This is a genomic window from Winogradskyella algicola (genome assembly GCF_005869935.1).
Classification (GTDB): Bacteria; Bacteroidota; Bacteroidia; order Flavobacteriales; family Flavobacteriaceae; genus Winogradskyella; species Winogradskyella algicola.
Window position 1 is genome coordinate 433,018 of record NZ_SZQF01000001.1, and the last position, 16,021, is coordinate 449,038.

Annotated in this window: 17 protein-coding genes and 1 tRNA gene; 14 read left to right on the forward strand and 4 right to left on the reverse strand. The window is 34.4% G+C overall.

Going from position 1 to position 16,021, the window contains the following annotated elements:
- Nucleotides 1-114: 114 nt before the first annotated feature.
- Nucleotides 115-2,523, forward strand: coding sequence for a TonB-dependent receptor domain-containing protein (locus tag FC091_RS01850; protein WP_138432578.1), 2,409 nt, complete (start codon nucleotides 115-117; stop codon nucleotides 2,521-2,523).
- On the opposite strand, the gene FC091_RS01855 is transcribed toward FC091_RS01850, so the two are convergent.
- Nucleotides 2,520-3,626, reverse strand: coding sequence for a TolB family protein (locus FC091_RS01855; RefSeq protein ID WP_138432579.1), 1,107 nt, complete (start codon nucleotides 3,624-3,626; stop codon nucleotides 2,520-2,522). The two genes, FC091_RS01850 and FC091_RS01855, sit on opposite strands and share 4 nt — an antisense overlap.
- Nucleotides 3,627-3,683: 57 nt before the next feature.
- Between FC091_RS01855 and FC091_RS01860 the strand changes: the two genes are divergently transcribed.
- The 4 genes from FC091_RS01860 to dusB all read left to right on the forward strand — a co-directional run bounded on the left by FC091_RS01860 (nucleotide 3,684) and on the right by dusB (nucleotide 7,592).
- Nucleotides 3,684-4,928, forward strand: a complete 1,245-nt coding sequence (locus tag FC091_RS01860; protein WP_138432580.1) for a M28 family peptidase — start codon at nucleotides 3,684-3,686, stop codon at nucleotides 4,926-4,928.
- Between the two features lie 71 nt (nucleotides 4,929-4,999).
- Complete coding sequence (locus tag FC091_RS01865; protein ID WP_138432581.1) at nucleotides 5,000-6,127, forward strand: hypothetical protein; 1,128 nt, start codon at nucleotides 5,000-5,002, stop codon at nucleotides 6,125-6,127.
- 61 nt (nucleotides 6,128-6,188) lie between these two features.
- The gene (locus FC091_RS01870) at nucleotides 6,189-6,578 is read left to right on the forward strand and encodes a DUF4345 domain-containing protein (RefSeq protein WP_138432582.1); all 390 of its coding nucleotides are present in this window, start codon (nucleotides 6,189-6,191) and stop codon (nucleotides 6,576-6,578) included.
- A gap of 21 nt (nucleotides 6,579-6,599) precedes the next feature.
- Nucleotides 6,600-7,592 (forward strand): tRNA dihydrouridine synthase DusB, encoded by a 993-nt coding sequence (gene dusB / locus FC091_RS01875; RefSeq protein ID WP_138432583.1) that lies wholly within the window; start codon nucleotides 6,600-6,602, stop codon nucleotides 7,590-7,592.
- Here dusB and FC091_RS01880 read toward each other — a convergent pair.
- Nucleotides 7,589-8,791 (reverse strand): ABC transporter permease, encoded by a 1,203-nt coding sequence (locus tag FC091_RS01880; protein WP_171032436.1) that lies wholly within the window; start codon nucleotides 8,789-8,791, stop codon nucleotides 7,589-7,591. The two genes, dusB and FC091_RS01880, sit on opposite strands and share 4 nt — an antisense overlap.
- Nucleotides 8,792-9,184 carry a 30S ribosome-binding factor RbfA gene (gene rbfA, locus FC091_RS01885; protein ID WP_138432584.1) on the reverse strand — a complete coding sequence of 131 codons (393 nt, stop codon included), beginning with the start codon at nucleotides 9,182-9,184 and terminating at the stop codon, nucleotides 8,792-8,794.
- A 115-nt stretch (nucleotides 9,185-9,299) separates the two neighbouring features.
- Between rbfA and mce the strand changes: the two genes are divergently transcribed.
- The 3 genes from mce (at nucleotide 9,300) to FC091_RS01900 (ending at nucleotide 10,313) form a co-directional block, all read left to right on the forward strand.
- The gene (gene mce, locus FC091_RS01890) at nucleotides 9,300-9,704 is read left to right on the forward strand and encodes a methylmalonyl-CoA epimerase (RefSeq protein WP_138432585.1); all 405 of its coding nucleotides are present in this window, start codon (nucleotides 9,300-9,302) and stop codon (nucleotides 9,702-9,704) included.
- A gap of 75 nt (nucleotides 9,705-9,779) precedes the next feature.
- A tRNA-Ile gene (locus tag FC091_RS01895) sits at nucleotides 9,780-9,853 on the forward strand.
- 259 nt (nucleotides 9,854-10,112) lie between these two features.
- A complete protein-coding gene (locus FC091_RS01900; RefSeq protein WP_138432586.1) occupies nucleotides 10,113-10,313 on the forward strand; it encodes a PID-CTERM protein-sorting domain-containing protein in 201 nt (66 codons plus the stop codon).
- Here the strand turns inward: FC091_RS01900 and FC091_RS01905 are convergent.
- Nucleotides 10,310-10,900 carry a riboflavin synthase gene (locus FC091_RS01905; protein ID WP_138432587.1) on the reverse strand — a complete coding sequence of 197 codons (591 nt, stop codon included), beginning with the start codon at nucleotides 10,898-10,900 and terminating at the stop codon, nucleotides 10,310-10,312. The genes FC091_RS01900 and FC091_RS01905 overlap by 4 nt on opposite strands.
- Before the next feature lie 97 nt (nucleotides 10,901-10,997).
- Here FC091_RS01905 and pdxA point away from each other — a divergent pair, with 97 nt between their 5' ends.
- The 6 genes from pdxA to accC all read left to right on the forward strand — a co-directional run bounded on the left by pdxA (nucleotide 10,998) and on the right by accC (nucleotide 15,992).
- On the forward strand, nucleotides 10,998-12,038 hold the full coding sequence (gene pdxA / locus FC091_RS01910) for a 4-hydroxythreonine-4-phosphate dehydrogenase PdxA (RefSeq protein WP_138432588.1): 1,041 nt from the start codon (nucleotides 10,998-11,000) through the stop codon (nucleotides 12,036-12,038).
- 79 nt (nucleotides 12,039-12,117) lie between these two features.
- Entirely contained in the window at nucleotides 12,118-12,657 is a 540-nt protein-coding gene (locus FC091_RS01915) for a YceD family protein (protein ID WP_138432589.1), read from the forward strand.
- Nucleotides 12,658-12,665: 8 nt separating this feature from the next.
- Entirely contained in the window at nucleotides 12,666-12,869 is a 204-nt protein-coding gene (gene rpmF, locus FC091_RS01920) for a 50S ribosomal protein L32 (protein ID WP_111683250.1), read from the forward strand.
- Between the two features lie 178 nt (nucleotides 12,870-13,047).
- Complete coding sequence (locus FC091_RS01925; protein WP_138432590.1) at nucleotides 13,048-14,046, forward strand: beta-ketoacyl-ACP synthase III; 999 nt, start codon at nucleotides 13,048-13,050, stop codon at nucleotides 14,044-14,046.
- A 30-nt stretch (nucleotides 14,047-14,076) separates the two neighbouring features.
- Nucleotides 14,077-14,559, forward strand: coding sequence for an acetyl-CoA carboxylase biotin carboxyl carrier protein (gene accB / locus FC091_RS01930; protein WP_138432591.1), 483 nt, complete (start codon nucleotides 14,077-14,079; stop codon nucleotides 14,557-14,559).
- Nucleotides 14,560-14,642: 83 nt separating this feature from the next.
- The gene (gene accC / locus FC091_RS01935; RefSeq protein WP_138432592.1) at nucleotides 14,643-15,992 is read left to right on the forward strand and encodes an acetyl-CoA carboxylase biotin carboxylase subunit; all 1,350 of its coding nucleotides are present in this window, start codon (nucleotides 14,643-14,645) and stop codon (nucleotides 15,990-15,992) included.
- The last annotated feature ends 29 nt before the right edge of the window (nucleotides 15,993-16,021 follow it).

Sequence of the window (16,021 nt, forward strand, 5' to 3'; positions counted from 1 at the left end):
TGATTTCTGGTGCTTTATAACAACAAAAAATAACAATTAAGCGTCGATAAACTGTGTAAAAACCATAATATAAAGTAAAAAACAATGTTTATATTGCAGTTACAAACCTAACTAATGATTGTTTACCTACGCTCTTTTTTAAGCGCATTTCTTTTTGTGCTTTCTTTTAACACTTTTGCTCAGAATTATTCCATTTTAGGCAGGGTCATTGATGCAGAAAACTCACCTATTGAATTAGCAAATGTTATTCTTTTGCGAGGCGAAGAAAAAGAATTTCTAATTGGTACATCTACAGATGACAATGGTTATTTTAATTTGGTCAACTTAAGTCCAAACACATACTACTTGAAAATAAGTTTTATTGGCCTAGAAGAATTTGAGCAAAAAATTATACTCACAGGCGATTTAGATTTAAAAACGATAATACTTAAAGAAATTTCGGAGAGTTTAGATGAGGTAACTGTTGTTGCAAAAAAGCCAACCATTACCCGAAAACCTGATCGCTTAATTTTTAACGTAGAGAACACAGCGCTAGTTGAAGGCTCTACGCTTGGTGTTCTTAAGAATACTCCTGGTGTTATCGTAACAGAGGGAAGTATAAATATTAAAAGTGCCTCAGCAGCAATTTACATTAATGGAAGAAGAGTTCAGTTAACATCAGATGAACTAATGCAGCTTTTAGAGAGCGCGCCAGCAAACAGTATAAAGTACGTTGAAGTTATAACCAATCCGCCAGCAAGTTATGATGCCGATAGTGGTTCGGTTATAAATATTGTAATGAGTAAAAATCTCGTAACCGGATATAGAGGTACTGTTTTTACAAATTATACACAAGGCGTATTTCCTAGGTATAATGCTGGTACGAGCCACTATTTTAAAAATGATGATATTAACCTCAACCTCAACTACAGTTATACTAATCAAAAAATAAATAGAGATCAAGATGATACAATAAATTATCTGGACAACACTGGTGATATTGATGAAGTGTGGAAATCTAATGTGAATAGAAACACATGGACTGAATCCCATAACCTTAATCTCAATTTTGATTATTTTATAGATGAGCGTAATACGTTGAGTCTAACCAGTACAGGACTATACACGCCTTACTTTAAATACAAGATTCATAACAACACCAATATCTTTGATACCGATAGTAATTTCTTATCAAGCTTTACTGCCGATAATTTATCAAGAGACGACAAGTATAATATTGGGACTGATTTAATCTATAGACACGATTTTAAAGATAAATCTAGCTTGTCTTTTAATGCGCACTACACGATTTATGATTACGAGCGCAACCAGAATGTATTTCAAGATGAGCCTTTAGAAATTAATGATTCACAATTTCATACTATTGCAAATCAGGATACCCAAATTTTAACAGGTAGAATAGATTATGCATTACCGCTTAAAAACACATCTAGTTTAAGCGCAGGGTTAAAGATTTCTAACGTAAACACAGAAAGTGATATTACACGGCTTGATATTACAAATGGTGAAGAAGTATTAAATACTGAAAATTCAAATGCCTTTGATTACGATGAAAATGTTCTTGGTGCTTATACCAATTTTAGTAAATCTTGGGATAAATGGGATATTAATATTGGATTGAGAGTAGAGCAAACTAATATCGAAGGAAAATCCATAACACTAAACGAAACAAACACTCAAGATTACTTTAATTGGTTTCCTAATGCTAGTATAACCCATAATATTTCAGATGACGTGAGTGTTTCGGGCAACTATAAACGAAGTATTTCTAGACCAAGCTATACAGATCTAAATCCATTTACATTTTTTCTTAATGAGAATACTGTAGTTTTGGGAAACCCTAATCTACTACCAACTTATACAGATGATTATAAGATTAGTGTTGACTTTTTGAAGAATTTCACCTTTTCATTTTATTATACAAATTATGATGGCCCTATAGAAGAATTGCCAAGACAAGACAATGAAACCAATATAATTGCTTTCACACCTACTAACATAGATAAAAGAGTGGACTATGGTTTTGATTTAGAGTTTAATTATTATCCGTCAAACAGGTTTAATATTTATGCAGCATCCTCAACATATAATATTAATGAAGAAGTGAATTTTGGAGAAGGTTTTGTTGAATTAAATCAGTGGTCTCAATTATTTATGATATCGCCTGGCCTGACACTTCTTAAAGATAATAGCTTAAATATTAATGCAACATTTTTTTGGTTTGGGAAAAACCTTCAGAGTTTACAGACTGTTGAAGACAGATTAGTTTCTACAATTAGCGTTTCAAAATCACTTTTAAAAAACAAAGCAGTATTATCTCTGAGTATAGATGATCCGTTTAACATGCAGGATTATGAAACAACCATCAATTATCTTAATCAATCAAGCTTAAGACTTGATGATATTGATAATAGATTTGTAAGAGTCGGATTCAGTTATAAATTTGGAAACACTGAGCTCAATACTAACGAACGCACAACTTCAGAAGAAGGACGCGAAAGGTTAAAAGATTTAAAAAACTAATCTTGCCACTCAGCGATAAATAAATTAGTATCTCTTGTGCCACCATTATTTCGGTTAGAAGAGAAAACTAAATACTTACCATCGTTAGAAAATACAGGAAAAGCTTCAAAAGTATTGCCATGAGTAACACGTCTTAGGTTTTTCCCGTCAATATCAATCATGTAGAGATTAAAAGGAAAACCGATTTCACTTTCAAAATTAGAAGAAAATAAAACCTTCTCACCACTAGGATGAAAAAATGGACTCCAATTAGCATTACCCAAATCCGTTAATTGTCTCATATCGCTCCCATCTGCATTACAGATAAAAAGCTCCATGTCGCTAGGCTCTACCAATCCTTTAGCTAATAAATCTTTATAGTCTTTTTGCTCTTTTTCCGTTTTAGGACGCGACGCTCTAAAAATAAGCTTACTTCCGTCTGGAGAAAAGAATGCACCACCATCGTAACCAAGCTCGTTGGTAATTTGTTTTACGTCTGTACCGTCTATGTTCATGGTATACAGTTCTAGGTCACCACTTCTTGTAGATGTAAATACAATTTTATCACCTTTTGGAGAAACCGTTGGCTCGGCATCATAACCATCTTCAAAGGTTAATTGTTTCACAATGTTACCCTCTAAGTCGGCCACAAAAATGTCGTAAGTATCATAGATTGGCCAAATGTATTTACCATTTTCTTTTACAGGAACTTGTGGGCACTCATCACCTCCCAAATGTGTAGATGCATAAATAATATGTTTATTATCTGGTAAAAAGTAAGAACAAGTGGTTCTTCCTTTCCCAGTGCTTACCATTGGTGGAGCAATGCTGTCGGTAAAAGTTTCTTCTGCATTCATTAAAAACATTTGATCGCAATTAACTCCCCATTTTACATTGTTAGACTGAAACACCAATTGTTTATCATCAAAACTCCAGTAAGCTTCTGCATTATCACCACCATAAGTAACCTGTCTTAGCGATTTAAAGTTAGTTTCTTCAGGATAGATTAATGATTCGTTCGTCTTTGTTTTGCCAGAGTATCCATCTGTACCAGATGATTTAGTTTCGTTTTTACAAGATAGAAATGAAACACAAATAAGAAGAATAACAGTAAGTCTGTTCATGGTTTATAATTATTATATGAGCTTTAATACTTAATTTTGCAAAAATAATATTTAGTGATGAAAAATATAGTGTTTTTGTTTCTTTTAGTAAGTGTGTTCGCTTGCAAGAAAGAACCTAAAGTTGCAGAGAACAAAATAAAAGAAGATGTTTATTTTTTAGCTGATGACAAGCTAGAAGGTCGTCAAACAGGCACTGAAGGTGAGAAAAAAGCTTCTGAGTACCTGATTAAGCGTTTTAAGGAAATTGGGCTCGAAGCAAAAGGAACAAAAGGTTTTTTACAACCTTTTTCATTTAAACCAAAAACAGACCCTCACAAAGAAGTTGAGTTTACTACTAATGCAGACAGCACAATTACTGGGAATAATGTAATAGGTTTTATAAATAATAATGCTGAAAAAACAATCATTATTGGTGCGCATTACGATCATTTAGGCTATGGTGGTGAAGGCTCTCTTTATAGAGGAGAAGAGAAAGCCGTGCACAATGGAGCAGATGATAATGCGAGTGGTGTAGCTATTATGTTGAATTTAGCCGGAAGACTTAAAGTTAAGAACGATAATGCAGAAACGAAGGATGAAAATAATTATTTATTTATGGCTTTTTCTGGTGAGGAAATGGGTTTGTTGGGTTCTAATTATTTTTCTAAAAATCCAACTATTGATGCCAAGGCTATCAACTATATGATTAACATGGATATGGTTGGAAGATTAAAAGCAGATAGCACTTTAGCGGTTTATGGAGTAGGCACTTCACCGATCTTTAAGCAAACCATAAAAGCACACAATGATAGATTTAAATTGGTTCAAAATGAAAGTGGAGTAGGACCAAGCGATCACACTTCTTTTTACTTAATAGATGTGCCAGTATTGCATTTTTTTACAGGCCAACACGAAGATTATCATAAGCCTGCAGACGATTCAGACAAGTTGAATTATGACGGGATGAATCTAATTTCTGATTATATTTTCGATATCATATCAGATCTCGATGATAACGGCGAATTAGCGTTTAGAAAAACCAAAAATGAAAGTGAAGAAACACCACGGTTTAAAGTTGGTTTAGGTGTGGTGCCAGACTATTTGTTCGACGGAAAAGGTATGCGTATTGATGGCACAAGAGAAGAAACACCAGCCTTTAACGCTGGCTTACAAAAAGGTGATATTGTTGTAAAACTTGGGGATAGTACAGTTACAGATATGATGAGTTATATGCGAGCGTTATCCGTCTTTGAAAAAGGGGATGAAGCAGCTATTACTGTTAAAAGAGGAAGTGAAACAATCGAAACAAAAGTGAATTTTTAAACCAGTCAACAAGTCTTTTCTTTAAAAAAAATATTTAATTGTACATTTAAGCCTAATCTAGATCAATTATAATGAAAAAATTATTATCACTTCTTTGTTTATTTACACTTTTCTTTGCCTTTACTTGTGAAAACGAACCTTTAGATTTTGATGCCGAAACAGGCGGAATGGATTCTGACTTATTGGGCGAATGGAATCTTGTAGAATTTGATGTTGAAGTAAGTACCTCTACTAATTTTCAAGGACAAGAAATTTCTTCGGACGTAGAAGTTTATAGTACAACTGTAGATTATACCTTGAATTTTACCGAAAGTAATTTTACTACAAACGGCAGTTATAGTTACGTAGCTGATATTGTTGCTAATGGTATGAATATTGAAGGAGAACCTTACACACTAGAAAATGTTTCTGGCAGTGGAAGCTATTCCGTAAATGGAAATGAAATGACAGTAGACGGATCTTTCTTTGAGTTTTCTTTTGAAGGAATGGATTTTGCTGAGCTCAACGGTGAACAAACAGCAACATTTGAGATATCTGATAATGGGCAAACATTAATATTTAGCCAAAACGAAACAACAACAGAAACCGATGCTGCAACAGGAGTTACTTCTACAAGCACCCAAGTGTCTAGTTCTGTATGGACAAGAGGTGCTAACTCATCTCCTGATTGTACAGCAGAGGAAGCAACCAACGAAGCTGCTGCCGCATATAATAACGACAACACTAATGAAAATTTATGCATAGCATACAAGGAAGCCTTAGAAAACCAAATAGCAGAATGTGGTGATCCTGACGGTAGTTTACAAGATATAATAGATGATCTAGGAGATTGTTCCTCTGGTGCTGCCAGTTCTGGTGTATTAAAGGTAACAACAGGAACTTTACCAATAGACTTTACTCAGCAAACCGTTTCAATAAATGAAGGAATAATTACTGTTGAAGGTGTTAGCGAAGGCGGTAACTATCAAATTTATTTTCAAGTTACTGAAGGAGACACAGGTACAGATGTTTTTCAAAATTTTGTACTAACCATAAACGGCACAGAGTATTTTCCATCTACGCAAGGGTTTGACGATTTTACTTCAAACACAACCGCTAGTTCTGAAAACATTTTACAAGCAACATTTTATGGCATAGTAGAAAGTGCTGCAGGTGCTGACTTAAGCCTTACCCAAGGCCAAGCAGACGTGATGTACTAAACATGAGTAGAAAGAAGTTTTGAGCTTCTTATTTATACATAAGTGGATTTTGATATATATTATGAAACAAAAGCATATAGTAACTAAAATCCACTTAATTATTTCTGTTTTGCTTGTAATTCCTGCAGCATGCATTTATGGTTTTGCTCCTCAGTATTTTTTGGACATCTCTCACCAAACAATAGATGAACGCAATTTCTCAAAAGCCATTATGGGCATTTATTTAGCGTTTTCAATATTATGGATTCTAGGTATATTTAAAAGAAGATTTCTAAGTTTTGCATTATTGTCTAATGTTTTATTTATGATGGGTCTTGGCTTGGGCAGAATAATTAGCTTAGTATTAGATGGCACACCTTCAATTATTTATGTCATAGGAATATTTGGGGAATTACTTTTAGGTTTTTATGGACTTTGGGTGTTGAATAGTAAATATTATAAAAAGATGTAATTTTGCTCCAAAATTTTATACTTGGCAAAAATAGGCGACATAGAGTTAGGTGAGTTTCCATTGCTATTAGCACCAATGGAAGATGTGAGTGACCCTCCATTTAGAGCATTGTGTAAAGAACAAGGAGCAGACGTAGTATATACAGAGTTTGTATCAAGTGAAGGTCTTATTCGTAACGCGGCTAAAAGTGTCATGAAATTAGACATTTACGAGAAGGAGCGTCCTGTTGGTATCCAAATTTTTGGTGCTAATATGGAAAGCATGCTACAGACCATAGATATTGTTGAGAAATCTAATCCAGATATAATAGACATTAATTTTGGCTGCCCTGTAAAAAAAGTAGTTTCCAAAGGTGCAGGTGCTGGAATTCTTAAAGACATCTGTCTTATGGAGCAGCTTACTGCCGAAATGGTAAAACGTACAAACCTACCCGTTACCGTAAAAACTAGGTTAGGCTGGGATCACGATTCAATAAGAATTGTCGAAGTAGCAGAACGACTGCAAGATGTGGGCTGTAAGGCTATAGCCATTCATGGTCGTACAAGAGCGCAAATGTATAAAGGTAATGCAGATTGGAAACCAATTGCTGAGGTAAAGAACAATCCAAGAATGCATATTCCTGTGTTTGGAAATGGTGATGTAAACACACCGGAGCGCGCTGTAGAAATGCGAGATGAATATGGTTTGGATGGAGCTATGATCGGTAGAGCAACGATAGGTAATCCTTGGTTTTTTAAGCAAGTAAAACATTATTTTAAAACAGGTGAGCATTTAGCACCAATATCTATGCAAGAACGTGTAGAAGCCGCACGTCGTCATCTACAAATGTCTATAGATTGGAAAGGAGAAAAATTAGGTGTTTTTGAAACCCGAAGACACTATACTAATTACTTTAAAGGCATTCCAAACTTTAAGGAATATCGTATGAAAATGGTAACTAGTGATGACTCTAAAGATGTTTTTGATGCTTTTGATGAGGTCTTAGATAAGTTTGGGGATTATCAGTTTGCTTAAATCTGTATTAAGGTCTTGGTTATTCTTTGAGAAGCTAGTCGAGACGCTATGATGCCTAGCCCAAAAATGGTTATCAAAACCAAAAAGACATTAAAAACTTGTAATCGTACAGGATAAGCCAATTCTGGTGTTAGCATAATGAGCTCAAATTGCTGCTGAAAAAATACGATTAGCAAACCAATTACCACACCCACAATGCCGCTAATGATGGTCATGAGGCTACCTTGCCAAAAGAAGATAGATTTTATTGTTTTTGGTTCTGTACCTAAGTTAAAAAGCGTATTTAAAGACTTCTTTTTATCTAAAATCATCATAATTATTGCACCAATTACATTAAATAAAGCAATAATAATAACTAAGGTAAAAATGAGGTAAATGGCGAGGTTTTCGGTATTTAACATTTTAAACAAAGCATCATTTAACTGTTCCCTGTTTTTTATGACAAATCTATTTTTAAAGTTAGCGTCTATAGTATTTCTAATGTCTTCTTCATTTGCCTCAGGGTGTATTTTTAATTCTAAAGCACTTATTTGGTTGTCTTTATAGTTTAATAATTGTTTGGCTAGAGAGATATCAGAAAAAATATATTTATCATTTAATTCCTCATTAATATCAAACAAACCTACATTATTAACGTAAACAGCGTTGTAAGCACCTTTAATAGAACTAATCTGTCCTTTTCCAGGTTTAGGAACATATAAGGATAAGGCGGTTCTAAAATCTAATATTCCAAATGAAAGGTTATGAGAAATCCCCCAACCAGAAACCACTTCGTTGCTGTTTGGGGCAAACCAATACCCTTTGCTAACCATTGAATCGATTTGTGTTACATTTAGGTAGTTAGCGTCCACACCCTTAAGCGTAGCAAGTAAATTCTTGTTTTCAGATTTTATTATGATGCGCTCTTCAATTATTTCAGAAGATGATAAGATGCCATTAATATGTTTTAGGTTGTTTCTATCTTCCTTAGAAAATGTAAAGGATTTGCCCTCAACAGGAAGTAACTTTAAATCAGGATCCACAAATGATGAAAACTGAAGACTATAATCCTTTAAACCTGCAAATACAGAAAGAACAATAAACAAGGCAGCAGAGGCAATAATCACACCACCAGACGCAATTAAGGTCATAATGTTTATAGCGTTGCTACTGCTTTTAGAAAACAGGTAGCGTTTTGCTATATATAACGGAAAATTCACTTAAGATTTTTTACGCTTGTCTAATAAGTCTGTATTGTCTAACGGGTTGTCTTCACCCTTAAGAGAACGCTCTATACCGTCTATATATTCTAAAGAATCATCAATAAAAAATTCTAATTGAGGCATTCGCCTTAGTTGATGACGTGTGCGCTGAGATAATTCGTGTCTAATTAATGGCGTGTTAGACCTAATACCTTCTAATAGTGATTTAGCCTCTTTATTAGGAAAAATACTTAAGTATACCTTAGCAATAGATAAGTCTACTGTTACATTAACTTTTGAAACAGAAATAATCACACCCTTTAGCCCTCCAGAAGATGCAGCATGCTGTAACACCTCTGCTAAATCTTGTTGTAAAATACCTGCTATTTTCTTTTGCCTATTACTTTCCATATTGCAAAAGTAGAGCATATTTAAAGATTATGGTATTTTTATATAACAAAAATCATAGTTTGAAAGAAATGAAATCCATTTCTTTGGCAGATGTTAGAATTCAACACTTAATAAAATGAAAAAAATTGAACATATTGGTATTGCGGTAAAAGACATTGAAAAATCAAACGGATTATTCAAGGCATTGTTTGATAAAGCGCATTATAAAATTGAAGATGTGGAAAGTGAAGGTGTAAAAACATCTTTTTTTAAATGTGGGCCCAATAAAATAGAATTGTTACAGGCCACAAATGAAAATAGTCCAATAGCTAAATTTATAGAAAAAAAAGGCGAAGGAATTCATCATATCGCTTTTGCCGTAGATAATATCGAAGAAGAGATTAAGCGATTGACAGAACAAGGGTTTGAAATGATCCATAAAGTTCCCAAGAAAGGTGCAGATAACAAAGTCATAGCATTTTTGCACCCAAAATCTACAAATGGCGTTTTGATTGAATTATGTCAAGACATTAGGGATTAAAATTCTTGTAGAGTTTTAAAATATATAGTAATATTGCAAACTCTTTAGAAATAAAGAGATTGGTAACAACCAATAGGTCCTATAACTCAGTTGGTTAGAGTATCTGACTCATAATCAGAAAGTCCCTGGTTCGAGCCCAGGTGGGACCACAAAAAGCCCTTCTGAAACAGAAGGGCTTTTTTATTTTTATATAATATTTATTTCATTTAGGATTGTTTAGACCTTCTAAGAATAAGAATTAATATTATATTTGCGTTAAATGTTCGTGATTTTTGTGCGTATCTTCCCTAATTTTAGCACATTTTAAGTATTTCATCGACAATATTTGCCGTTTAAAGACGTTTTTTAATTGAATTTATTTTGTTAGATAGGTTTTTTTATTACATTTACGCACCCTTAATTGATAATATGAATAATAGAAAGGTAGTTGTCCTAATTTTATTTTTATCCATGGGTTTCGCCTCTGTGGCACAAGGAGCTACACCTCCACCACCTATGCCTCCGCCTCCGCCAGGTCTTCCAATCGATGGTGGTGCTATTCTGTTATTTGCCTTAGCGTTAAGTTTCGGAATTTATAAAGCGTATAAAATTTCCAAGAAAACAGCTTAGTTTCTCAAGTCGTTGAGACGTTTTACGTATTTCCCTATAACATCAAATTCTAGATTTACTGTATCACCCACTTTTAAGTTTTTGAACGTAGTGTGTTCATAGGTATAAGGAATTATTGCTACAGAAAATTCGTTTATTTTAGAATTTACAACTGTTAGACTCACACCATTTACAGTAATAGATCCTTTTTCTATGGTTATGTTGCTCAGAGACGTATCATACGTAAAGGTATAAATCCAACTTCCATCTTCTTCAATGACGGCAGTGCACTCAGCAGTTTGGTCAACGTGACCTTGAACAATATGCCCATCTAAGCGATCACCAAGTTTCATAGCGCGCTCTATATTTACAAGATCACCTGTTATTAACTTTCCAAGATTAGTTTTGTCCAATGTCTCCTTAATTGCTGTAACAACGTAGTTATCATCATTAATAGAAACAACGGTTAAGCACACTCCGTTATGAGCCACACTCTGGTCTATTTTCAGTTCAGAAGTTATAGAGGTTTCTACCGTAATATGAAGATTTTCTCCCTCAGCAGTAAGATTTTTTATAGTTCCCAAATCTTCAATTATACCTGTAAACATAGTATCCGCTTTATTTAGTTAAATTTGCATTTGCAAAGTTAAGGACACAATTCAACACCTTTGCACCTTTTAATAAAAAAATAGGATAATTTGTAGTATGAAGAAAGAAGAAAAAGTTGTTGTAGGTATTTCTGTAGGAGATCTTAATGGAATAGGCCCAGAAATTATTATAAAGGCTTATGAAGACAATAGGTCTTTAGAGTTAAGTACACCTGTAATATTTGCTTCCGGAAAGACAATGCAGTTTTTTAAGAATCATTTTAAAAGTAAGATAAATTTTTTCAACATTGACACACCAGAAAAAGTAGTTCATGGTAAGGTAAATGTCGTTAATGTTTGGAAAGAACCAGTAAAGGTAGAATTTGGGAAAGAAGACAAAAAGATAGGCGAATATGCTATAAAGTCTCTAGAAGCAGCAACCAATGCTTTAAAAAAGGGCACAATAGATGTTTTAGTAACCGCACCAATTAATAAGCACAATATACAATCAGACAAGTTTAAGTTTCCAGGACACACTGATTATTTGGCAAAAGCTTTGGGTGGTAAAAGTTTAATGTTTATGGTTGCGGGAAATCTACGTGTAGGTTTACTTACTGACCATGTACCTCTTAAGGATGCCGCCAATCATATTACTGAAGATTTGATTAGAGAAAAAATAGCAACAGTAACAAAATCTCTTAAACAAGATTTTGCCATTAATAAACCAAGAGTTGCTGTTTTAGCAATTAATCCTCATGCAGGTGATAATGGTGTTATTGGGAACGAAGACGATATTGTATTAAAACCAACACTAGAAAAGATAAGAGAAGAAGGAAGTTTGGTCTATGGCCCATATTCAGCAGACAGCTTTTTTGGTTCTAATAATTATAAAAGTTTTGATGCCGTTATTGCTTCGTATCATGATCAAGGATTGATTCCGTTTAAAACAATAGCATTTGGAGGAGGTGTAAATTATACCGCAGGACTCAATAAAGTTAGGACTTCTCCAGACCATGGAACCGCATATGAAATCGCTGGAAAAGGAAAGGCGGACGAAAATTCGTTTGTGCAGGCTATTTATACAGCTATCAGAATTTTTAAAAACAGAGAAGAGTTTAGTTATTATTCAAAAAACCCACTGAAAAAAGCCTCAAAATAGATATTAACAAAATTTGTTGACATCTGAGCTTTAAATAACTAAAAATTTATATATTTGCAGGCTCAAAATGAGTGTGGTAATGAAGGCATTAAAAGATTTTACAATTCAATTTGTTGGATTAAAAGAAGGAGAGCACAATTTTGATTACACCATAAGTAATACGTTCTTTAAGAATTTTGAATACGAAGAGTTTAATGAAGTTGATGTAAAGATTGACTTAAAACTCATTAAAAAAACAACATTATTAGAGTTGTATTTTGATGCATCTGGTTTTGTTAATGTTAATTGTGACCTAACAAACGAACCTTATAACCAAGACATTGAAGATGAATTTAAACTTGTTGTTAAGTTTGGCTCTGAGTACAACGATGATAATGAAGATATCTTAATTATACCTCATGGTGAATATGAGATTAACGTAGCTCAGTATATTTATGAGCTCATTGTTTTGGCAGTACCTGCTAAACGAGTACATCCAGGTATAGAAGATGGTACATTAAAATCTGAGATACTTTCAAAATTAGAAGAATTAAGCCCAAAAGAGGTAAAAGAAGATAGAACATCAGAGGAAATAGATCCTCGTTGGAATAATTTAAAAAAACTATTAACGGATAAATAACATTTAAAATGGCACATCCAAAACGTAAAATATCTAGAACAAGAAGAGATAAAAGAAGAACACATTACAAAGCTTCTGTACCTCAAATAGCTACTTGCCCAACAACTGGTGAGCCACACTTATATCACAGAGCACACTGGCATGAAGGAAAATTATACTACAGAGGACAAGTATTAATAGATAATTCTGCTGAAGAAGAAAACTTAGCATAAGTATTATGCACGCATATAATAAAACGCTCACTTGTGGGCGTTTTTTTTATTTAAATTTTCTGAATAAGTGAAAAACCACTTAATTTGCATAATTATTTGCCAAAAAATGCTAAAAACTGAATAAAAACAGTTTGTTTTTGTCATTTTTCAATACTTTTAATTAATATAAAAGCTAATAATGAGTAAAATCACAGCGGCAATAACAGCTGTAGGAGGTTATCTACCAGAATACGTGCTTTCTAACAAAATCTTAGAAACCATGGTAGATACCAACGACGAATGGATTACAACACGCACAGGTATTAAAGAGCGTAGAATCCTAAAAGAAGAAGGTAAAGGAACATCATTTTTAGCTATAAAAGCAGCTGAAGACTTAATCCAAAAAACAGGATTAGATCCAAAAGAGATTGATTTGGTTATTGTTTCTACAGCAACACCAGATATGAAAGCTGCATCAACCGCAGCTTATACAGCAACCCAAATAGGTGCTGTTAATGCATTTTCTTACGATTTAGAAGCTGCATGTTCGAGTTTTTTGTTCGGAATGTCAACAGCAGCCGCATATATTGAATCTGGGCGATACAAAAAAATACTTCTTATAGGAGCAGATAAAAATTCATCATTTATAAATTATAAAGACAGAGCGACTTGCATCATTTTTGGTGATGGAGCAGGTGCTGTTTTGTTTGAGCCTAATGAAGAAGGATTGGGACTTCAAGATGAGTTACTGAGAAGTAATGGTGAAGGGCGTGAGTTTTTACAAGCTACCTACGGCGGCTCATCATATCCTATTACACAAGAAGCTTTTGATGAGGGCAAACACTACGTTTTTCAAGACGGAAGAACTGTGTTTAAAAACGCCGTATTTAATATGGCAGATGTAGCAGAGCGCATCTTAGAAAGAAACAACTTAACAAATAATGATATTTCTTGGTTAGTTGCACATCAGGCAAACAAAAGAATTATTGATGCCACAGCACAGCGGATTAACTTAGAAGACAAAAAAGTAATGATGAATATAGAGAAGTACGGAAACACGACTTCTGCAACATTACCATTATTACTTAATGATTATGAGTCCCAACTCAAAAAAGGCGATAATTTAATATTTGCAGCCTTTGGAGGAGGATTTACTTGGGGTTCAATTTATTTTAAATGGGCATACGACCCAAAATAGAAACTAACTAACAAAAACTATTTAAATATTATGGATTTAAAAGAAATTCAGAACTTAATCAAATTTGTAGCTAAGTCAGGTGCAAGTGAAGTTAAGTTAGAAATGGATGATGTTAAAATAACAATCAGAACAGGATCAGACAATGAAACAACAATTGTACAGCAGGTACCTGTCCCTGCAGCAGCACCAGTTGTCCAACAACAAGCTCCGGCTCCCGTAGCAGCAGCGCCAGAAACACCTGCTGCAACTGCTCCCGCAACTGACGATTCTAAATATATTACTGTTAAATCTCCAATCATAGGAACATTCTATCGTAAACCATCTCCGGACAAGCCTGTTTTTGTTGAGGTTGGTACCGAGATTAAAGAAGGTGACGTTCTTTGTGTTATTGAAGCTATGAAGTTATTTAACGAGATAGAATCTGAAATATCTGGTAAGATTGTCAAAGTTTTAGTAGATGATTCTTCACCGGTAGAGTTTGATCAACCGTTATTTTTGGTTGATCCATCATAACAATTGAAAATTCCAATTCACTAAACCCAAATCCAATTATTTGGTTTTTGGTGCTTGGAAGTTGAATTTTTAAACTAAAAGTTATGTTCAAAAAGATACTTATTGCAAATAGAGGTGAGATAGCACTTCGTGTTATTAGAACCTGCAAGGAAATGGGTGTTAAAACCGTGGCAGTTTACTCTACCGCAGATGCAGACAGTCTTCATGTTAAATTTGCAGATGAAGCTGTGTGCATTGGCCCAGCACCTAGTAGCGAATCTTATTTAAAAATTTCAAATATAATAGCAGCTGCAGAGATAACCAATGCAGATGCCATTCACCCAGGGTACGGTTTCTTGTCCGAAAACGCCAAGTTTTCAAAGATATGTGAAGAACACGGTATAAAGTTTATTGGGGCATCTGAAGAAATGATTGCTAAAATGGGCGATAAGGCCACAGCCAAGGCAACAATGAAAGCAGCTGGTGTACCATGTGTTCCAGGTAGTGAAGGTATTATAGCAGACTACAAAGAGTGCGAGAAATTAGCCGAAGAAGTAGGTTATCCTGTAATGCTAAAAGCCACAGCAGGTGGTGGCGGTAAAGGTATGCGCGCTGTTTGGAAAAAAGAGGATCTTAAAGCCGCTTGGGATTCTGCGAGACAAGAATCCAAAGCAGCGTTTGGAAATGATGATATGTATATGGAAAAACTTATTGAAGAGCCAAGACATATCGAAATTCAGATTGTAGGTGATTCTAGGGGTAAAGCATGTCATTTGTCAGAAAGAGATTGCTCAGTTCAAAGAAGACACCAAAAACTAACGGAAGAAGTGCCTTCACCGTTTATGACAGACGAGCTTAGAGATAAAATGGGTAAAGCTGCAGTAAAAGCTGCCGAGTTTATTAATTATGAAGGTGCAGGTACTGTAGAGTTTCTGGTAGATAAGCACAGGAATTTCTACTTTATGGAAATGAATACTCGTATTCAAGTAGAGCACCCAATTACTGAGCAAGTTATTGACTTTGACTTAATCAGAGAGCAAATTTTAGTGGCTGCTGGCGTTCCAATTTCAGGAAAGAATTATACACCAAACCTACATTCTATTGAGTGTAGAATCAATGCTGAAGATCCATTTAACGATTTTAGACCATCACCAGGTAAAATAACAACTTTACATGCGCCTGGAGGTCACGGTGTACGACTAGATACACACGTTTATGCTGGTTATAGCATTCCGCCAAATTACGACTCTATGATAGCAAAGTTGATTACTACTGCGCAAACAAGAGAGGAAGCAATTAACAAAATGAAGCGTGCTCTAGACGAGTTTGTTATAGAAGGTATAAAAACCACAATACCATTCCACAGACAACTTATGGAACATCCTGATTATTTAGCTGGTAATTATACCACTAAATTTATGGAAGACTTTAAAATCAAGCCTGAAGAAGAATAAAAAAAGCGACCCAATGGTCGCTTTTTTGT

Excerpts from the sequence above, each read along its gene's own strand:
- rbfA (WP_138432584.1), bottom strand. The coding sequence starts at position 9,184 with ATGGAAAGTAATAGGCAAAAGAAAATAGCAGGTATTTTACAACAAGAT.
- mce (WP_138432585.1), top strand. The coding sequence starts at position 9,300 with ATGAAAAAAATTGAACATATTGGTATTGCGGTAAAAGACATTGAAAAA.
- accB (WP_138432591.1), top strand. The coding sequence starts at position 14,077 with ATGGATTTAAAAGAAATTCAGAACTTAATCAAATTTGTAGCTAAGTCA.
- FC091_RS01870 (WP_138432582.1), top strand. The coding sequence starts at position 6,189 with ATGAAACAAAAGCATATAGTAACTAAAATCCACTTAATTATTTCTGTT.
- FC091_RS01860 (WP_138432580.1), top strand. The coding sequence starts at position 3,684 with ATGAAAAATATAGTGTTTTTGTTTCTTTTAGTAAGTGTGTTCGCTTGC.
- accC (WP_138432592.1), top strand. The coding sequence starts at position 14,643 with ATGTTCAAAAAGATACTTATTGCAAATAGAGGTGAGATAGCACTTCGT.
- FC091_RS01855 (WP_138432579.1), bottom strand. The coding sequence starts at position 3,626 with ATGAACAGACTTACTGTTATTCTTCTTATTTGTGTTTCATTTCTATCT.
- FC091_RS01915 (WP_138432589.1), top strand. The coding sequence starts at position 12,118 with ATGAAGGCATTAAAAGATTTTACAATTCAATTTGTTGGATTAAAAGAA.
- FC091_RS01925 (WP_138432590.1), top strand. The coding sequence starts at position 13,048 with ATGAGTAAAATCACAGCGGCAATAACAGCTGTAGGAGGTTATCTACCA.
- rpmF (WP_111683250.1), top strand. The coding sequence starts at position 12,666 with ATGGCACATCCAAAACGTAAAATATCTAGAACAAGAAGAGATAAAAGA.
- FC091_RS01900 (WP_138432586.1), top strand. The coding sequence starts at position 10,113 with ATGAATAATAGAAAGGTAGTTGTCCTAATTTTATTTTTATCCATGGGT.
- FC091_RS01850 (WP_138432578.1), top strand. The coding sequence starts at position 115 with ATGATTGTTTACCTACGCTCTTTTTTAAGCGCATTTCTTTTTGTGCTT.
- pdxA (WP_138432588.1), top strand. The coding sequence starts at position 10,998 with ATGAAGAAAGAAGAAAAAGTTGTTGTAGGTATTTCTGTAGGAGATCTT.
- FC091_RS01865 (WP_138432581.1), top strand. The coding sequence starts at position 5,000 with ATGAAAAAATTATTATCACTTCTTTGTTTATTTACACTTTTCTTTGCC.
- FC091_RS01905 (WP_138432587.1), bottom strand. The coding sequence starts at position 10,900 with ATGTTTACAGGTATAATTGAAGATTTGGGAACTATAAAAAATCTTACT.